Annotated in this window: 15 protein-coding genes; 9 read left to right on the forward strand and 6 right to left on the reverse strand. The window is 73.0% G+C overall.

The genetic code is table 11. From position 1 onward, the window contains the following. Window positions 1-294 precede the first annotated feature (294 nt). The 4 genes from PWG71_RS22435 (at window position 295) to PWG71_RS22450 (ending at window position 3,594) form a co-directional block, all read left to right on the forward strand. On the forward strand, window positions 295-1,209 hold the full coding sequence (locus PWG71_RS22435) for an alpha/beta fold hydrolase (protein WP_274811917.1): 915 nt from the start codon (window positions 295-297) through the stop codon (window positions 1,207-1,209). Between the two features lie 64 nt (window positions 1,210-1,273). Next, a complete protein-coding gene (locus PWG71_RS22440) occupies window positions 1,274-2,560 on the forward strand; it encodes a PucR family transcriptional regulator (protein ID WP_274811918.1) in 1,287 nt (428 codons plus the stop codon). Between the two features lie 187 nt (window positions 2,561-2,747). Next, window positions 2,748-3,167 carry a helix-turn-helix transcriptional regulator gene (locus PWG71_RS22445; RefSeq protein ID WP_274811919.1) on the forward strand — a complete coding sequence of 140 codons (420 nt, stop codon included), beginning with the start codon at window positions 2,748-2,750 and terminating at the stop codon, window positions 3,165-3,167. A 10-nt stretch (window positions 3,168-3,177) separates the two neighbouring features. Beyond that, window positions 3,178-3,594 carry a VOC family protein gene (locus PWG71_RS22450; RefSeq protein WP_274811920.1) on the forward strand — a complete coding sequence of 139 codons (417 nt, stop codon included), beginning with the start codon at window positions 3,178-3,180 and terminating at the stop codon, window positions 3,592-3,594. Between the two features lie 70 nt (window positions 3,595-3,664). Here PWG71_RS22450 and PWG71_RS22455 read toward each other — a convergent pair whose 3' ends face one another. Then, the gene (locus PWG71_RS22455; protein ID WP_274811921.1) at window positions 3,665-5,440 is read right to left on the reverse strand and encodes a CPBP family glutamic-type intramembrane protease; all 1,776 of its coding nucleotides are present in this window, start codon (window positions 5,438-5,440) and stop codon (window positions 3,665-3,667) included. A gap of 71 nt (window positions 5,441-5,511) precedes the next feature. On the opposite strand from PWG71_RS22455, the gene PWG71_RS22460 reads away from it, so the two are divergent. After that, complete coding sequence (locus PWG71_RS22460; protein WP_274811922.1) at window positions 5,512-6,231, forward strand: TetR/AcrR family transcriptional regulator; 720 nt, start codon at window positions 5,512-5,514, stop codon at window positions 6,229-6,231. A 19-nt stretch (window positions 6,232-6,250) separates the two neighbouring features. Here PWG71_RS22460 and PWG71_RS22465 read toward each other — a convergent pair whose 3' ends face one another. After that, the gene (locus PWG71_RS22465; protein ID WP_274811923.1) at window positions 6,251-7,462 is read right to left on the reverse strand and encodes an ARPP-2 domain-containing protein; all 1,212 of its coding nucleotides are present in this window, start codon (window positions 7,460-7,462) and stop codon (window positions 6,251-6,253) included. After that, window positions 7,459-8,889 carry a hypothetical protein gene (locus tag PWG71_RS22470; RefSeq protein WP_274811924.1) on the reverse strand — a complete coding sequence of 477 codons (1,431 nt, stop codon included), beginning with the start codon at window positions 8,887-8,889 and terminating at the stop codon, window positions 7,459-7,461. Before PWG71_RS22470 ends, PWG71_RS22465 begins: the two co-directional genes overlap by 4 nt. Window positions 8,890-9,202: 313 nt before the next feature. On the opposite strand from PWG71_RS22470, the gene gvpK reads away from it, so the two are divergent. The 4 genes from gvpK to PWG71_RS22490 all read left to right on the forward strand — a co-directional run bounded on the left by gvpK (window position 9,203) and on the right by PWG71_RS22490 (window position 13,603). After that, window positions 9,203-9,304 (forward strand): gas vesicle protein GvpK, encoded by a 102-nt coding sequence (gene gvpK / locus PWG71_RS22475; protein ID WP_274811925.1) that lies wholly within the window; start codon window positions 9,203-9,205, stop codon window positions 9,302-9,304. A 126-nt stretch (window positions 9,305-9,430) separates the two neighbouring features. After that, window positions 9,431-10,402 (forward strand): alpha/beta hydrolase family esterase, encoded by a 972-nt coding sequence (locus tag PWG71_RS22480; RefSeq protein WP_274811926.1) that lies wholly within the window; start codon window positions 9,431-9,433, stop codon window positions 10,400-10,402. A gap of 64 nt (window positions 10,403-10,466) precedes the next feature. Then, complete coding sequence (locus PWG71_RS22485) at window positions 10,467-10,934, forward strand: hemerythrin domain-containing protein (RefSeq protein ID WP_274811927.1); 468 nt, start codon at window positions 10,467-10,469, stop codon at window positions 10,932-10,934. Window positions 10,935-11,311: 377 nt separating this feature from the next. Next, on the forward strand, window positions 11,312-13,603 hold the full coding sequence (locus PWG71_RS22490) for an exo-beta-d-1,3/1,6-glucosidase (protein ID WP_274811928.1): 2,292 nt from the start codon (window positions 11,312-11,314) through the stop codon (window positions 13,601-13,603). Window positions 13,604-13,643: 40 nt separating this feature from the next. On the opposite strand, the gene PWG71_RS22495 is transcribed toward PWG71_RS22490, so the two are convergent. The 3 genes from PWG71_RS22495 to PWG71_RS22505 all read right to left on the reverse strand — a co-directional run bounded on the left by PWG71_RS22495 (window position 13,644) and on the right by PWG71_RS22505 (window position 15,832). Continuing rightward, entirely contained in the window at window positions 13,644-13,850 is a 207-nt protein-coding gene (locus PWG71_RS22495) for a hypothetical protein (RefSeq protein ID WP_274811929.1), read from the reverse strand. A gap of 86 nt (window positions 13,851-13,936) precedes the next feature. Next, the gene (locus PWG71_RS22500; RefSeq protein WP_274811930.1) at window positions 13,937-14,455 is read right to left on the reverse strand and encodes a pyridoxamine 5'-phosphate oxidase family protein; all 519 of its coding nucleotides are present in this window, start codon (window positions 14,453-14,455) and stop codon (window positions 13,937-13,939) included. Between the two features lie 57 nt (window positions 14,456-14,512). Continuing rightward, on the reverse strand, window positions 14,513-15,832 hold the full coding sequence (locus tag PWG71_RS22505) for a multidrug effflux MFS transporter (RefSeq protein WP_274811931.1): 1,320 nt from the start codon (window positions 15,830-15,832) through the stop codon (window positions 14,513-14,515). Window positions 15,833-16,137 lie beyond the last annotated feature (305 nt).

Below are 16,137 nucleotides of genomic sequence, written 5' to 3' on the forward strand. Positions count from 1 at the left end.
CGCCCGGTGCAGGGGAAGGAACGGGTCCTGCGAGCCGGCCCCGAACGCCGCTCCCGAGCGCCGGTCGGTGTTCGGGGAGGTGATCGCGGCGAGAGGCCTGCGACGCGGCCCTCTGACGCGGGCTCCGCCACCGCCCGGACGGACTGTTCCCGATCCCAGGGACGCGCTCGGGAAACTGTGAAGCCGCACATGGGACGGGGCGTCCCGCACGGTGAGAATGGGGTGAACGTCAACGCCGGGTTTCGGGACGGTGTCCCCGTCCCCGCACCCGCCCGTTCCCGACAGGAGCCCAGGATGTTCACTTTCACCGGCCGAGACGGCCTGCGGATCCATGTGCACGAGTGGCGGCCCGAAGGGCCGGCGCGCGGTGTCGTCCAGATCGCCCACGGCATGGGCGAGCACGCCGGCCGCTACGACCCGCTCGCGCGGGCGCTGAACGCGCGGGGGTACACCGTGTACGCGAACGATCACCGGGGCCACGGGGCGACCATGCACGCGGGCCCCGGTGTCCTGGGGAAGGACGGATGGAACCTGCTGGTGGAGGACGTCGCCGAACTGTCGCGCGTCGTCGGCGGTCGGCACCCCGAACTGCCGCTGGTGCTCGTCGGCCACAGCCTCGGCTCCTTCGCCGCCCAGCAGTACCTCCTGAAGCACCCCGGCCTGGCGGACGGGGTCGCGCTGTGCGGCACCACCGCCGTGGACCTGCTCCTGGCCGACCTCGCCCAGGCGGGCCCCGACGTGATGGCCTCCCTGAACGCGCCCTTCCAGCCCGCCCGGACCGACTTCGACTGGTTGAGCCGGGATCCCGCCCAGGTGGACGCCTACATCGCCGACCCCCTGTGCGGCTTCTCCCTGGACGACGAGGGCATGGGCGGGCTGGCCGCGGCGGCGACGCGGTTGGCCGACCCCTCCGGAGCCCCCGTCGACCTGCCGCTGTACCTGTTCGTCGGTGACCGGGACCCGCTCAACAAGGGGCTGGCCCACAGCGACCGCCTGGTCGAGCGCTACCGGCGGGCCGGTGTCGCGCACCTCCTCTACCGCACCTACGAGGGCGCCCACCACGAACTGTTCAACGAGACCCACCGCGACGAGGTCGTCGCCGACCTCGCCGACTGGATCGACCGGGTCGCCGCCGGCGAGTTCGACCGGATCGGCGCCGAGTGGGCGCCGGGTGGGCGCGGTCCTGCTCCGGGGCCCTCCGGCGGGTGACGCGGGCTACCATCACCGTAGGGTGACCTGCGGCATACGGAAGAGGGCTGTCGGTGGGGCGAACGTGAGGGAACCGGGGCTGCGACGTGTCATCGGCGCGTTGGAGTCGTCGCTGGAACGGATCACGCTGGACGCCGTCGCCGAGATCTGGGAGCAGGTCCCCGCCTACCGGGCCAGCGCGGACCCGCACCTGCGCGACGATCTCACCACCCATGTCGGACTGGTCTTCCGCGCGCTGCTGACCAGCGTCGAGGAGGACCGGCCGGTCGTGCCCTCCGACTTCCCGATCACGGCGGAACAGGCGCGCGAGCGGGTCCGGCAGGGGGTGTCGCTCCCCGACTTCCTCCAGGCCTTCCGCATCGGCCAGCTCACCCTGTGGGACGGGGTGAGCGCCGCCGTGCGGGACGACCCACACTTGCGGGACGCCGCGATGTCGCTGGCCGGGCGCGTGATGCACCTGATCGAGGTGGGCAGTTCGGTCGCGGCGGAGGCCTACCTGGACGCCCAGCGGAACGAGGTGGCCGAGCACGACCGCCTGCGCCGGGACCTGTTCGAGGACCTCCTCGCGGGACGCGACGTCCCCCCGGGGCCCAAACGGTCGCTCCTGCGCACCGCGGGCCTGGAACCGGGCGCCCACCTCATCGTCGCCTCCGTGTTCCCGGTCGGCCCCCTGCCGGAGCGGCAGACCCTGCCCGAGGTCGCGGCCACCCTGGGCGGGGCGCTCGCCCCGCCCTCACCCGGGCTCACGGTCGTCCGCCAACAAGAGGTGATCGGGTTGGCCCCGGTCCAGGCCGACACCTCCGATGCCGTCGTCGACCGGGTGCGCCGGGCCGTGTCCGAACTCGGACGCGGCGGGGTCGACCTGGCGGTGGGCGTGAGCACGGTCCGACCCGGCCTCGCGGAGGTACCCGAGGCCTACACCGAGGCGTGCGTCGCCAGGCGCGGCCTGCGCGGTTCCCCCGGCCTGGTGCCGTTGTCGCTCATGTCCGTGTTCGACTACCTCGTCCTGCGCGACGACGTGACCGCCCTGCGGCTCATCCGGCCGGAGCTGCGGCGCTTCGTCGAGGAGGACCTGGCCCGCGACGGGGCGCTGGTGGAGACCGTGCTGGCCTACGCGGCGCACGACCTGCGGGCCAAGGCCATGGCGGAGGAGCTGCACCTGCACGTCAACACCGCCTACTACCGGCTGGACCGGATCGCGGAGCGATCCGGATGCGACCTGCGCGGTTTCGCCGATCTGCTGGAACTGGTCATCTCGATCCGGCTCCTGAGCGATCACCACCGCGTCGCGCGGAACACGCCTTCGGACCACCAGCGGCGGACGGGTGGGCCCGGTCGAGACGGGCGGTGACGCGCCGCCCCCTCACGCACGTGACGGCGGATGCGGCGCGTCCCTCCTCCGGGCCGCCCGCGAACACGGGCGGCCCGGCCGACGGCGGCGGTGACAGCACCGCTCGCGGGGAGGCCGCGCCGTGCTCGAACCCGCAGGACACCGCACGCGAGCGGCGACGGTCGGTGCCGTGTGGGAGGGTGGCCCCATGACACTGGAGGACCTGGTCCGGATGCGCCGGGCCCGCGACCGGATGGACCGCGACCACGCGCAGCCGCTCGACGTGTCGGCGCTGGCACGCGAAGCACTCATGTCATCGGGCCACTTCTCGCGCAGCTTCCGCGCCGCCTTCGGCGAGACGCCCTACGGCTACCTGATGACCCGCCGGATCGAGCGGGCCAAGGCGTTGCTACGGCGGGGCGACCTGTCGGTGACGGAGGTCTGCTTCGAGGTCGGCTGTACGTCGCTGGGGTCGTTCAGCTCGCGTTTCACCGAACTGGTCGGGGAGAGCCCGAGCGCCTACCGGGCCCGCGACCACGACCACGGCGCCGCCGTCCCGGCCTGCGTCGCCAAGATCCACACGCGACCGATCAGGAATCGAGAAGCCGGATCCGGGTCCCGCCCGTAGCGTTGGGGTCATGAACATCAACCTTTCGCAGTGCTTCATCGCCGTCGACGACCACGACGAGGCCCTCGTCTTCTACCGGGACGTGCTCGGCCTGGAGGTGCGCAACGACGTCGCGTTCGAGGGGATGCGCTGGGTGACCGTGGGATCGCCCGCACAGCCGGACGTGGACATCGTCCTGGAGCCGCCCCTGGCGGACCCGAACGCCTCGTCCGCCGACCGGCGGACCATGGCGGAGCTGCTGGCCAAGGGCATGCTGCGCGGCGTCATCTTCGCGACCGACGACGTCGACGCCACCTTCGAGCGGATCAGCGCCGCGGGCGGCGAGGTGATGCAGGAGCCGGTCGACCAGCCCTACGGCGTCCGCGACTGCGCCTTCCGCGATCCCTCCGGCAACATGCTGCGCTTCGCCCGGTCGCACGGCGGGTGAGTCCCGACCTCCCCCGGCACCCCGAGCGCCGGGGGCGCCTTCCGTGTCTTCGGCCGGGGCGCGTCGGTGCTCAGGGGGAGGCGTAGCGGCGGGCGAGGGCGTGGAAGGCCTCCTTGGGCTCCCAATGGCCGTCGTCGGGGGACAGGCCCGACTCCAGGGACGGTGGACGCACGATGCCGAAGCTCGCCTTGTCCAGGTCGCGGTCGGGGTCGGGGGAGTAACGACAGTCGCCCTCGATGAACATGCACACGAACGCGCCGTGCACGTCCTCGGTCTCGTACACGTCCAGCAGTTCCTCGATGACGTCGGCCTGCACCCTTTCGTCACGGACGTACCCGGGTCGCACCTTCCGGTCGTCCAGGTCGCGCCAGTCGAGGATGTCCGCCCCCGACCCGCCGGCCTCCCGGGCGCCCTCGTAGGCGCAGCAGCCGAACTCGGTGACCAGGATCGGCTTGCCCCAGCGGCGCAGCGTCCGCAGCCCGCCCCGCTCATCGCCCCGGGTGGTGATGTCGAGGTAGTGGTCGACGCCCACCATGTCGAACGGGGACCAGTCGACGCCCTCCCAGCTCCCGGACCCGTAGGTGAGGGGGCCGGAGAACCGGGGGCGGGCGGTGTCCACCAGGCGTCGCAACAGCCGGTTCAGCCTTCCGTCGAACAGGGGCCTCAGCGGGTACAGCGCGCCCAGGGCGACGGTCCGGCCCCCGAACGAACGCCCCGGGATGATCCCCCGGGCGAAGAGGGTCAGTTCGCAGCCCACGTTGAGCCCGACCCGGTCCGGGTGTTCGGCGCGCAGCCGCTCGCAGAACACGGCGGCGCGCTCCAGCCGCTCCACGATCTCGTCCTGTGACCCGTCGACGAGACGGGGCTGCACCCACACGAACAGCCCGCGCGCCAGCGCCAGGCGGGTCGCCTCCTCCAGCCGGCCGAGATCGTGTCCGAACACGGTGACCGCGGTGCAGCGCAGTTCCTCGGCGATGACCCGTATCTCCTCGGCCACCACGTCGGGCCGCCACCGCTCCCGGGAGTGCTGTCCCGGCAGGTAGGAGGAGCCCACGTCGTAGAGCACGCCCTTCTGGGACAGCGGGTGACGCGGTAGCGGCTCCAGACCCCCGCCGGCGGCCCCGGTGGCCGGGCGCAGCAGGTGGACCACACCCACGGCGGCCAGGCCCGGGACGACGGCCAGGGCGATCTCCCAACCCGGGGACGGGTCCGTGCCGGTGGCGACGATCCCGGCGACGACCAGGCCCGTGCGCACCCCCAGCACGTTCCACAGAGCTCCGGAGCGCAGCCGCAGGTAACCCAGGAGGAAGCCCAGGAGGAAGGGCATCGCGAGGTTCCGCGCGTCCCCTTGGACGACCGCCGTGGACAGCGCGAACAGCGCCGCCTGGCCGGCGGCCACCGACAGGCCCCGCCACCGCAGGCCCAGGGCGTGCTGAACGTGGCCCCGGAACACCGCTTCCTCGGGCAGGACCACCGCGAGCACGAGCAACGGGATCGCGAGCCACAGGGACGCCGTCATCGTCGGGGCGGTCGCTCCGCCGAGGAGCAGGGCCCCGCCCAGGACGAGGGCCGCGCCCGCCAGGACGGCGGCCAGGCCCGCGACGGCACTCGTCAGCGCGGCCGGCGCACCGTCGGGCGCGGTCAGCCCCAGGGCCGAGAACGGGGTCCCGGTGACGCGCAGGGCCGCCCACACCAGGAGCGCGGTGGCGGGGAGCGACACCAGGGCGCGCACCGCGAGGCCGGTCGTCCCGTCGTCGCCGAGGGCGGCGGCCCCCAGGGCGATGATGGTGGCGGCGGACGTCACGAGCACCGCCGTCACGAGAGGACGGGAGGGCGGGTCGGTCATGGCGGACTCCAAAAAACTCCGTACACTGTTCGGGATTTCAATGTACGTGTTGATCGGAGGAGGCGCCAGTGGTGATCGACGATGATCCGAGGCCGACCCTCGACCTGTTGTGGCACGGGATCGCCGCACCCCGCCGCGGCCCCCGCCATCGGCTCACGGTCGACGCCGTGGTGGAGGCCGCCACCGGCATCGCGGAGGAGGAGGGCCTGGCCGCCCTGTCCATGCGCCGCGTCGCCGCCGCCCTGGGCGTCGGGGCCGCCACCCTGTACACCTACATCCCGGACAAGTCGGCGCTGCTGGCCCTCATGGTCGACACGATGATCGCCGAGGTCCCCCTGCCGCACACCCGTCCCGGAACCTGGCGGGAGAAGATGGCCCGCCAGTCGCGCGAGGACCTGGCCGGCTACCGCGCCCACCCCTGGCTGGTGGACCTCATGGCCGCGGACCACCCCATCGGTCCGGGCGCGCTGGCCTGGACGGACTCGGCGATCCGGATGTTCGACGGCACCGGGCTGAGCGACCGTGAGGTGCTGTCCGTGATCGAGTCCGTGGACGGCTACGTGCGCGGACACGCCTCCCGGGTGGTGGAGGCCGACCGCACCGCGCGCAGGGCGGGCCGGTCCGAGGCGCAGCTGGAGTACCTGGCCCGGAACCTGGAACCCGGCCGGTTCACCGCGATCGAGCGGCTGACCGAGCCGGGGCCGGACGCCGAGGAGGTCTTCGAACAAGGCCTGGGCTGGTTGCTGGACGGCGTCGAACACCGTATCCGCGCCGCCGCCGACCGACCGTGAAGCCCCTCGTCCGGGTCGGTCAGCGTCGGGCCGCGCGGCGGCGTTCGGCGCGGTGCGCCTCCAGCAGGCCCGGGGCGAGCAGGTGGCCGAGCCCGGTACGGTCCAGGCGGGCGACCAGCTCCGACTCGGTGATCCCCAACGAGTCGGCGGCCTCCGCCGACCGCCAGTCGGCCTCGCGCAGCGTGGACAACAGCCGGGCCCGCCGCACCTGGCCGGTCGACAGCCGCAACGTCTTCAGGTAGGCGGGGCGGCCGTGCGCGTCCACGATGATCTCGCCGGCGTGGGCCCCGTCCCCGCGCGTCGGCTCCGGGGCCAGCCATCCGACGCGGAACATCGGACTCCGGGGGCCGCCCTCGGAGCGGGACTCCCAGCGGCCGAAGGCGATCTCCCCGCCGTTCCGGTAGAGCCCCTCGGTCAGCGACGACACCATGAGGGAGTCGTGGCCGCTCCGTGTCCCGGCACGGCTGCGCGCCACCTCCCGCCGCAGGTCCGCCAGGGAGCGCACCTCGCGTTCGCGCAGCGGCGCGTACAACGGGGCGACCCCGGTCCGCAGCAGCCCGTACATGTACAACGACTCGCCGAACAGGTCGAGCAGCATGCTCGTGTGCAGCGCCCGGTAGTCGTCCGGGTGCGGGTACAGGTGCACCGACGCCAACACGTCCGCGACGTACACGGCCACCCCGCACTGGTCGGGGTGGATCTCGAACACCCGCAGCGCCTCGGCCAGCCCCTCGATCTCCTCGCCCAGGTAGGTCGTCAACGCGGGCGCGGACAGCCCGTCGCGGATCAGCCTCCGCGACCACTCCGCCCAGGCGATCTCGGGTCCGCCCGCGAACAGCGACAGCAGCCCGTCCACCGCCGACCGCATCGGCAGGAACCGGGCCCGGCCCCGGACGGATTCGCGCACCCGGCGGCCCCGCAGGTCCAGGTGCACGCGCCGAGGAGCCGACGACCGGCCCGGCGGGATCAGCCGGGTGCCGTAGGCGGCGCTGGGCTCGGGGTCGCCGTCCCAGGTCAGAACGTAGGCGTGCGGGACGTAGCAGCAGGTCCCCGCGTCCTCGTACTCAGCCGCGAGCGCCGGGTCGTCGCGCACGTCCTCGGCGGCCATCGGATGCAACCGCAGCCCGGGAACCGGCTCGGCGCGCGACAGCGGCACCAGCCGGACGCCGCCCCACCGCTGGGCGGTGCCGGTGGTGATCCCCTCCAGGGACAGGTGTCGGCCGGCGTTCACGAGCCCTCCCCCAGGTGGGCGTCGGCGGTGGTGATCAGGTGACCGCGCAGCTCCGACAGCCCCAGTCGGCCCTCGCCGAAGCGGGCCAACTCCACCAGGGACGGCAGGACGGCCGGGTCGTGCAGCCCGATCGTGGGCACGGCGGGCGAGAGGCGGTGCGGGGCGGATGAGTCGGCGTCCCACACCGGGGACAGGTGCACCATCGTCACCGACCGGTCCGGATCCACCCGGCGCCGCCACAGCGTGAGGGCGTCGGCGAGCAGGGGAGGGGTGTCGTCGTACCCGTCGGAGACCACCACCACCCGCGCGGGTCCGGTCTCCAGGGCGTCCAGGATCGGCTCGATGAGCGGGGTGGGTCCCAGCGGGCGCGCGGTGAGCGCGTCGGTGCGCCCCGAGACCCAGTGGGAGGAGGACTCGGGGGCCAGGGCGCGCACCAGGTGATGGCAGGCCAACGCCAGGGCCAGCGGACGATCGCGGCGGGCGCGCGAACCGGTGGAGGAATGGCTGTCGTCCAGGACGGCGGCGGTGCGGGGCCAGGTCCCCGCCAGGGGCCCGGCGGTGCGCAGCGCGGCCCGTTCCAGCGCCTGTTCCAGCTCGGCGCGGCGGGCCCGGCGTTCGGACGGGGACAGGGCGAGCACGTAGGAGCACAGCCGCAGGAGCGGGACCGAGGCCAGGTCGGCGAGCGGCGGGGCCAGACCGTGTCGGTGCGCGGTCCGGTCCAGCCGCAGGCGTTCGGCGCGGGTGGCGCGTGCGGCGATGCCCTCCAGGAAGACCGCCCTCGGCACCCGGTGGTGGGCGGCGAAACCCTCGGCGACGCTGTAGGGCAGGTCGTACAGGTCCCGGGCCGCGTAGTGGGCGCGGCGGTGCGCCTCCAACAGGGAGGAGGCGTAGGGGCGGGCGCGCCGTGCGGCCGGGGCGGAGAACAGGAACCGGGCCACCTCGTCCGGCAGCGGCACCCGGGCGTGCCGGGCGGCGGCGCGCAACCCGGCGCGGTACTTCAGGGCGTCCAGGTCCAAGGCGCGGCCGGCGATCCAGTCGCGCATCACCGCCCGGGTGCGACGGTTGTTGACCCGTTCGGCGGCAAGACGCGCGAACAGGCGGTACACGCGCTGCGGCGGCATCAGCGCCAACCGTCGCCGGATCAGGCCGTTCTCCCGCGCCCGCTCCTCGGGAGGGGCCTCGGACCGGGGGCGCGACAGCAGGGTGTGGACGATCCGGGTCGCGTTGTGGTCGTTGACGTGCAGCGCGAGCATCAGCGCGTACAGGTCGGGGAGGGTGCCGTGCACGTATTCGTGCAGGAAGTCCAGGGACAGGCGCTGGGCGTCGGCGTCGCCGTGGAACTCCCGCTGTCCGGTGGAGGAGATCGCCGCGCCGGCGAACAGCAACAGGTCCTCGCAGGCCAGCAGGTCCGCGTAGGTGTCGGTCATCGGGGCCCGTCCAGGGGAGGAGGTGGCGCGGGCCGGGGAGTGGAGGCGTGAACGGCGTGAATGATGCTTACAAGGCGGTTCTCGGAAGTCACGGTCGAAGTCCCACGGCCCGCCCGCCGACCCTAGCAAAACCGGCGGGCGGCTCGGAAGCGGTTCGTCCCACCGTCCCTCGGGCGGGGCGATCGGAGCGGACGCCGTCGGCGACGTCCGCACCCGCTTTTTCATTCTGTGCGCGCTCGGGTCGATTCGTTTGTTTTTCCAGAACCCGGATGGGCGGAAAAATCAATTCACCTCATCCTGCTTTATCCTGCTCTTGGAGGAGCGCATGACCGAACTGCGTGAGCGCCATGACCTGTCCGCCGCCGACCTCAACCTCGATCTGGGGCCGCTGGGCTCCCTGCCGCCTCGGGACTGAGCCGGATCCCTCCGCTTACCGACCCGATTCACCATCGGGCGTCGGAGAACCCTTTTCACCCCCTGTGGGCGATAGCGTCATCGAGATGTCAAGGCACCGTTTCGGACAGTGGATGGGGGAGCGCCTTTGCCACGTCCGGTCCGCGCGCTCGGCCGCTCGGCGCTCGTTCTCACCCTGGCGGTCCTGCTGGTGACCGTGCCGGGGGCGACGATCCCGCTCCCCGACGACCCGGTCGCCGCCCACCGGTCCACGGGGTGCGGACTGTCCCCGCCCCACGAACCGGGCGCCGCGGTGCGGTACTCGCTGACCAGCGGCGGATCGGAACGTTCCTACCTGCTCCACCTGCCCCCGGGCTATACCGAACACCGTTCCTGGCCGGTGCTGCTGGCCTACCACGGACGCGGGGGCAGCGGCGAACGCATGGCCGAGTGGTCGGGGTTGACCGGGCTGCCCGCCGTCGTCGTCCTGCCCGACGGCCTCATCGGTGACGACGACCGATCGGCATGGCAGGGAGCCCCCTACTCCCCACCCGGCGTCGACGACGTGGCCTTCACCCGTGCGCTCCTCGACACGGTGGAGGCCGGACTCTGCGCGGACCGTACCCGGATCCACGCCGTCGGCATGTCCAACGGCGGCGGGTTCGCCGCGCTCCTGGCCTGCGCGATCCCCGACCGCGTCGCCGCGATCGCCACGGTGGCGGGCGCCTTCTACCCCCACGGCCTGGAGTGCGACCCGGCCCGGCCGGTTCCGATCGTGTCCTTCCACGGCACCGACGACGCCACCACCCCCTACACGGGCGACGTCGGGCGCGGCCTGCCCGACCTCGCCCGCTGGAACGCCGACCGCGCCCTCGCCAACGGTTGCCGGTCCGGCCCGGAGACGACCCGGTCCGGTCTCGACGTCACGGTCCTGGAGTGGTCCGGATGCGATCAGGGCGCCCACGTGCGTCACCTGGTGGTGGACGGCGGCGGGCACACCTGGCCGGGGGCCGACGTCTCCGGTGACAAGGGGCGCACCACCGACACCGTGGAGGCCCACCACGAGCTGTGGCGGTTCCTGTCCCGGCACCACCTTCCCCTGAACCGGACGGGGCCCTGAGAAGAACCGGCGGCCCGGCCGGGATCCTGTTATCTTCTCCTGGGCTTCGACCACGAGGGGGACGATGAGCGGGGAACGGGTCACGGCGTGGCGCGAGGAGCTGGCGGCCGTCCACCGGCGGTTGCGGGACGCGATCGGCATCGCCCGCGCCGCCATCGACCGTGGCGAGGCCGACGCGAGCCCGTCCCGCGACCTGCTGCTCTACTGCCACGGTTTCTGCGAGGCGCTCACCGGCCATCACCGAGGTGAGGACGCCGCCCTCTTCCCGTTGCTGGTGGCGGCCGACCCGGCGCTGAAACCGGTGGTCGCCCGGTTGAAGCAGGACCACTCCATGCTCGATCACCTCATCGGCGCGTTGGAGAAGGCCCTGTCCCAGGGCGCCGGGTCCGAGGAACTGCACCGCCACCTCGATGGCATCGAGGCGATCATGGAGACCCATTTCGGATACGAGGAGCGCAAGATCGGCCCCGCCCTGGACACCCTCGACAGCGGCGCCCTGGACCGCGTCGACCTGTTCGGCCCCATCGCGTGAACCGCCCGGACGCCGGGAGGATCGGCGGCGGCCCGACCGGCCCGACCGGTCCGTCCGCCGCTCCGAGGCGGGGGAGGCCGGGCGGGTGGGACGCGCGATCGGTTCCCGGTACCGCGATCCGGACGGGTGACGCCCGTACCGACCCCGCCGGGGTCGTGGCGCGGACCGCCGGCCGGGCCCTCGGATTCCGTTCGCTCCGGCCGTAGCGGCGTTCGCCCGAGGGGAAAGGGGCGGACGAAAGGGACGATCGGGACGCCGATGTCGAGGGACCCGACGTCGTGGGACAAGGCCCGGTGTCGTAGCGTAGCCCTCATGGGATCGCTCCCATGCCTTACGGTAACCCTTCGATACGTTCTGTCATCACAGGAGGAGCCCCGGTGAACGCCCCTCACCCCTACCTCGACCCCTCACGGAGTGTCGCAGAACGGGTCGCCGACCTACTGGCCCGGATGACCCTGCCGGAGAAGGTCGGGCAGATGCTCCAACTGGACGCCCGAGGCGGGGTGCGCCCACTGGTGGAGGACATGCACGTCGGTTCGCTGCTGCACACCTCGCCCGAGTCGGTCCTGGAGGCGGCCGCGCTCACCGAACGGACCCGGCTGCGCGTTCCCCTGCTCATCGCCGAGGACTGCATCCACGGACACTCCTTCTGGGAGGGCGCCACCATCTTCCCCACCCAGCTCGGGATGGCCGCCACCTGGGACCCCGACCTGCTCGAACGCGTCGCCCGCGCCACCGCCGTGGAGGCCGCCGCCACCGGGATCCACTGGACCTTCTCCCCCGTCCTGTGCATCACGCGCGACCTGCGCTGGGGGCGTGTCGGGGAGACCTTCGGCGAGGACCCCTTCCTCATCGGCGAGTACGCCTCCGCCATGGTGCGCGGCTACCAGGGCGCCGGCCTGGACGACCCCACCGCGATCCTGGCCTGCGCCAAGCACTTCGCCGGCTACTCCGAGACCCAGGGCGGCCGCGACGCCAGCGAGGCCGACCTGTCCCGGCGCAAGCTCCGCTCCTGGTTCCTGCCCCCCTTCGAACGGGTCGCGCGCGAAGGGTGCCGCACCTTCATGCTCGGCTACCAGTCCATGGACGGGGTGCCGATCACGATCAACTCCTGGCTGCTCGACGAGGTGCTGCGCGGCGAGTGGGGCTACACCGGCACCCTGGTCACCGACTGGGACAACGTCGGCCGCATGGTGTGGGAACAGCGCATCCGGCCCGACCAGACGGCCGCCGCGGCCGCCGCCGTCCGGGCCGGCAACGACATGGTGATGGCCACCCCCGCCTTCTTCGAGGCCGCCCAGGAGGCCGTCGCCCTCGGGACGCTCACCGAGTCCGAGATCGACGCCGCCGTCGCCCGCGTCCTCACCCTCAAGTTCGAGCTGGGCCTGTTCGAGAACCCCCGCCACCCCGACGCGGCCCGCCAACGCGCCGTCATCGGCTCCCGGGAGCACACCGAATTGAACCTGGAGGTGGCCCGGCGCTCCCTGGTCCTGCTCGCCAACGACGGCACCCTGCCGCTGACCGACGCCCGCGAGGCCGACGACACCGGTCGGGCCCGCGCCCGCGACGACGAGGCCGTGCGCATCATCGCGGTCGTCGGACCCAACGCCGACGACCCCCACACCCAGCTCGGCGACTGGGCGGGCGCCTCCGGTCAGGTCGACTGGCTCCCCGACGGCCACCCCCGCGAGATGACCCGCACCGTCCTGGACGGGCTGCGCGACCACGCCCCCGAGGGCTGGAAGGTCGTCCACGCCCGGGGCGCGGACATCTGCCACTGGGGTCCCGACCCGGCCGGGGACACCTTCCCCGACGGCCAGCCCCGACCCTCGGTGGTCCACGCGGCCGAACCCGACGAGACGATGATCGCCGAGGCGGTCGCCGCCGCCGAGGCCGCCGACCACGTCGTCGCCGTCGTCGGCGACCGCATCGAACTGGTGGGGGAGGGACGCTCCACCGCCACCCTGGAACTCGTCGGCGCCCAGATCGCGCTGCTGGACGCGCTGGCCGCCACCGGCACCCCGATGACGGTCGTGGTCATCTCCTCCAAGCCGCTGGTGCTGCCCGCGTCGGCGCTCGACGCGGCGGCCCTGGTGCACGCCGCCAACCCCGGCATGCAGGGCGGCCGGGCCGTCGCCGAGCTCCTGCTCGGGCTCATCGAGCCGTCCGGGCGGTTGCCGATCTCCTACGCCCGCCACGCCGGGCAGCAGCCGACCTACTACAACCAGGTGCGCGGCCAGCACGGCGACCGCTACGCGGACCTGACCCAGCGGCCCGCGTTCGTGTTCGGGGAGGGGTTGGGCTACACGACGGTCGCCTACTCGGACCTGACCGTGGAGCGGGGCGAGGTCGGCGCCGACGACGTCGTGCGCGCCGAGGTGACCGTCGCCAACACCGGTGACCGGCCCGCGCTGGAGACGGTGCAGGTCTACGTCTCCGACACCGTCACCTCGGTCACCTGGGCCGACCGGGAGCTCAAGGCCTACCGGCGGGTGGAGCTGGCCCCGGGGGAGAGCCGCCGGGTGACGGTGGAGGTGCCGGTGGCCGAGTGCGCCCTGGTGGACGCGGCCGGGGCGCGGCGGGTGGAGCCGGGCGACTTCGAGCTGCGGGTGGGCCCCTCCTCCCGCGAGGAGGACCTGCTGCGGGCGGCCTTCACCGTCCGCGCCTGATCGCCGGTGGGGCGGGGGAGACCCCGCCCCAGCGCGTCGATCACTCGGAGGGTTCGGGCATGGCCGGGCATTCGATGGTCGGGTTCACCCCCATGTAGTTCAACGGTCCGACGAAGACGGTCCCGAGGGTGTAGCCGATATTGGAACACGACGTGTTGTCGCTGAACAGTCCGCGCTGGAACACGGCCACCACGCCGATCACCAGCCATAGAACGACGAGGGTCGAGAGAACGATCTTCACGCGCATCTTCCGTCTCCAGAGGGGTCGGGGGCGGCCCACGGTGTTCTGACCGACCTTTACCCCTGAGACTGGCACGTTTCACCCGATAAGGGTCACGGCCACACGTCGAATCGCCAACGAGTGGGGGCCGGGCCGTCCTCCCCGGTGGGGAACGCGAACACCGTGGAGGGCACCACCGTGTACACGAGGTACGGGGGCGGACCGGCCGTCGGAGCGCCCTCGGCGCCGATCAACCCCCCTTCACCCGGCTCGGGCGCCCACCCGTACCGTTCGGCGTAGGCCGCCGCCACCCAGGTGAGGCGATCGCGGTCACCGACCCGCTCGGCGACCCCCTCCACCACGGCGTCCATCCCCTCCACGGCGAACGCCAGGCTCACCTGCGGGGAGCCGGCCAGCAACCGGGACTTGGCGGTGCCCTCACCGGAGGCGAGGAACGGCTGACCGCCCACCCACACCGCCAGCACCGGACGGGTGTGCGGGGTCCCGTCGGGACGCGACACCGTCAACCAGGCCGTCCCCGTGCCCCGGGTCAACCGCGCCAGCGTCTCCCCCCACTCACCGGGCTCCTGCGAGGTCAACGATCGGGCCTGCGGGTTCGGAAAAGTGGACATGCGCTCCCCCCGGGTCGCCTTACGTGAACCGCCCAGATTAACGTTCCGTGCCGACATTCACACGGTCGCGGCGCGGGCGCGCCTCGCGGGCACCGCCGCCAACGCGAACACCGCGGCCGCGCCGACGGCGGCGGTGAGCATGACCGCGGTCATGCCCGACAGGGTCACCGACCCGCCCAGGCCGGCCAGGGCCGCCACCGCGGACCCGATACCGAACTGAAGGGTGCCCAGCAGCGCGGAGCCGCTCCCGGCCGTGCGCGAGGGCTGCCCGGCCAACGCCAGCGCCGTCGCGTTCGGGGAGACCAGCCCGGTGAACAGCATCATCACGAACAGGGCGACGGTCACCGAGAGCAGGGAGGCCGAACCGGAGACGTCCAGGACGCCCAGCGCCACCACCGAGGCGATCGACCCGGCCAGGCCCAGGATCAGCCGACGGTGGATCTCCACCCTCCTGATGAGCATGGCGTTGATCTGGTTGCCCACGATCATGCCGAGCGTGGTCACCGCGAACACCAGGGCGAACTGGCGGGCGTCGGCCCCCAGCTCGTTGCGGGACACGAACGAGAACGCCGAGATGTAGGTGAAGCTCATCCCGAAGCTCAGCGCGAGCGTCATGGTCGGCACGATGAACCGGACATCGCGCAGCAGGGCTCCGAACACCCGTAGCTGACCGCGCGGGTCCACCGCCGTGCGCCGCTCCACCGGCAGGCTCTCGGGCAGCGCCCACCACACCAGGGCGGTGGTGAGCAGCCCGGCCGCGCCCAGCACGCCGAACAGCAGCGGCCAGGGGCCGATGACCAGCAGCTGCCCGCCCAGGATCGGGCCCAGCATCGGGGCCAGGCCCGACAACAGCACCAGCCGGGAGAAGAACGTGGCGGCGGCGTCACCGTCGAACACGTCGCGCACGATCGCCCGGGACACGACCAGCCCGGCCGCGGCCGACAGGCCCTGGACGAACCGGAGAACGGTGAAGACCTCCACGTTGGGGGCGAACGCGATGGCACCGGTGGAGAGGGTGAACACGATGGTGCCCACCAGCAGCGGACCGCGCCGCCCCCACCGGTCGCTGAGCGGGCCCACCACCAGCTGGCCCAGCGCCATGCCGGCCATGACCGAGGTCAGGGTCAGCTTGACGGCGGACTCGCTAGTGCCGAGGTCGGCGGCGATCTCCGGGAGCGCCGGCAGGTACAGGTCGGTGGCCAGGGGGCCGATGGCCGACAGCGCGCCCAGCACCACGATGAGCAGCAGCGCGCGGGCACGGCCGGGACCGGCCGCAGGGGGCGTCGACCGCCGCGGGGGCGCCGGGACGGAAGGGATCGTCGGGAGTGTCGGGGTCGCCGCGTGGCGGCGATCGGGGCGCACGGAGGCAAGGGTCACCGGAGAATCTCCATTACCGGAAGAAAAAGGGATGTTCTGAGGTGCGCGGAACGCACTGTGCGCATGGCCGCCGTGAGCCGCCTTCGGGCGGGGCGCCGTGAATGACCCGGAAGGGCCGCACTCCCGCCTCCAACACGTGATCGGGGGAGGGCAATCCCCGCTCGACCCGGAAAATCCCGTGATCCGGATTACGGTGCCGGGATCCCCTGTGGGACGGGCGATCCGGGTCGGAGTGACGACGCCCATGGGGGGAAACGGCGCGTTCGGGCGCCGGCCTGGGGTACACGCGGCGCCGAGCCGACACC

Source organism: Nocardiopsis sp. N85, assembly GCF_028882275.1.
Taxonomy (GTDB): domain Bacteria; phylum Actinomycetota; class Actinomycetes; order Streptosporangiales; family Streptosporangiaceae; genus Nocardiopsis; species Nocardiopsis lambiniae.

What these genes read in the sequence shown, in the direction of transcription:
- PWG71_RS22435 (WP_274811917.1), top strand. Translation starts at nt 295, where the DNA reads ATGTTCACTTTCACCGGCCGAGACGGCCTGCGGATCCATGTGCACGAG.
- PWG71_RS22445 (WP_274811919.1), top strand. Translation starts at nt 2,748, where the DNA reads ATGACACTGGAGGACCTGGTCCGGATGCGCCGGGCCCGCGACCGGATG.
- PWG71_RS22450 (WP_274811920.1), top strand. Translation starts at nt 3,178, where the DNA reads ATGAACATCAACCTTTCGCAGTGCTTCATCGCCGTCGACGACCACGAC.
- PWG71_RS22455 (WP_274811921.1), bottom strand. Translation starts at nt 5,440, where the DNA reads ATGACCGACCCGCCCTCCCGTCCTCTCGTGACGGCGGTGCTCGTGACG.
- PWG71_RS22470 (WP_274811924.1), bottom strand. Translation starts at nt 8,889, where the DNA reads ATGACCGACACCTACGCGGACCTGCTGGCCTGCGAGGACCTGTTGCTG.
- PWG71_RS22485 (WP_274811927.1), top strand. Translation starts at nt 10,467, where the DNA reads ATGAGCGGGGAACGGGTCACGGCGTGGCGCGAGGAGCTGGCGGCCGTC.
- PWG71_RS22495 (WP_274811929.1), bottom strand. Translation starts at nt 13,850, where the DNA reads ATGCGCGTGAAGATCGTTCTCTCGACCCTCGTCGTTCTATGGCTGGTG.
- PWG71_RS22500 (WP_274811930.1), bottom strand. Translation starts at nt 14,455, where the DNA reads ATGTCCACTTTTCCGAACCCGCAGGCCCGATCGTTGACCTCGCAGGAG.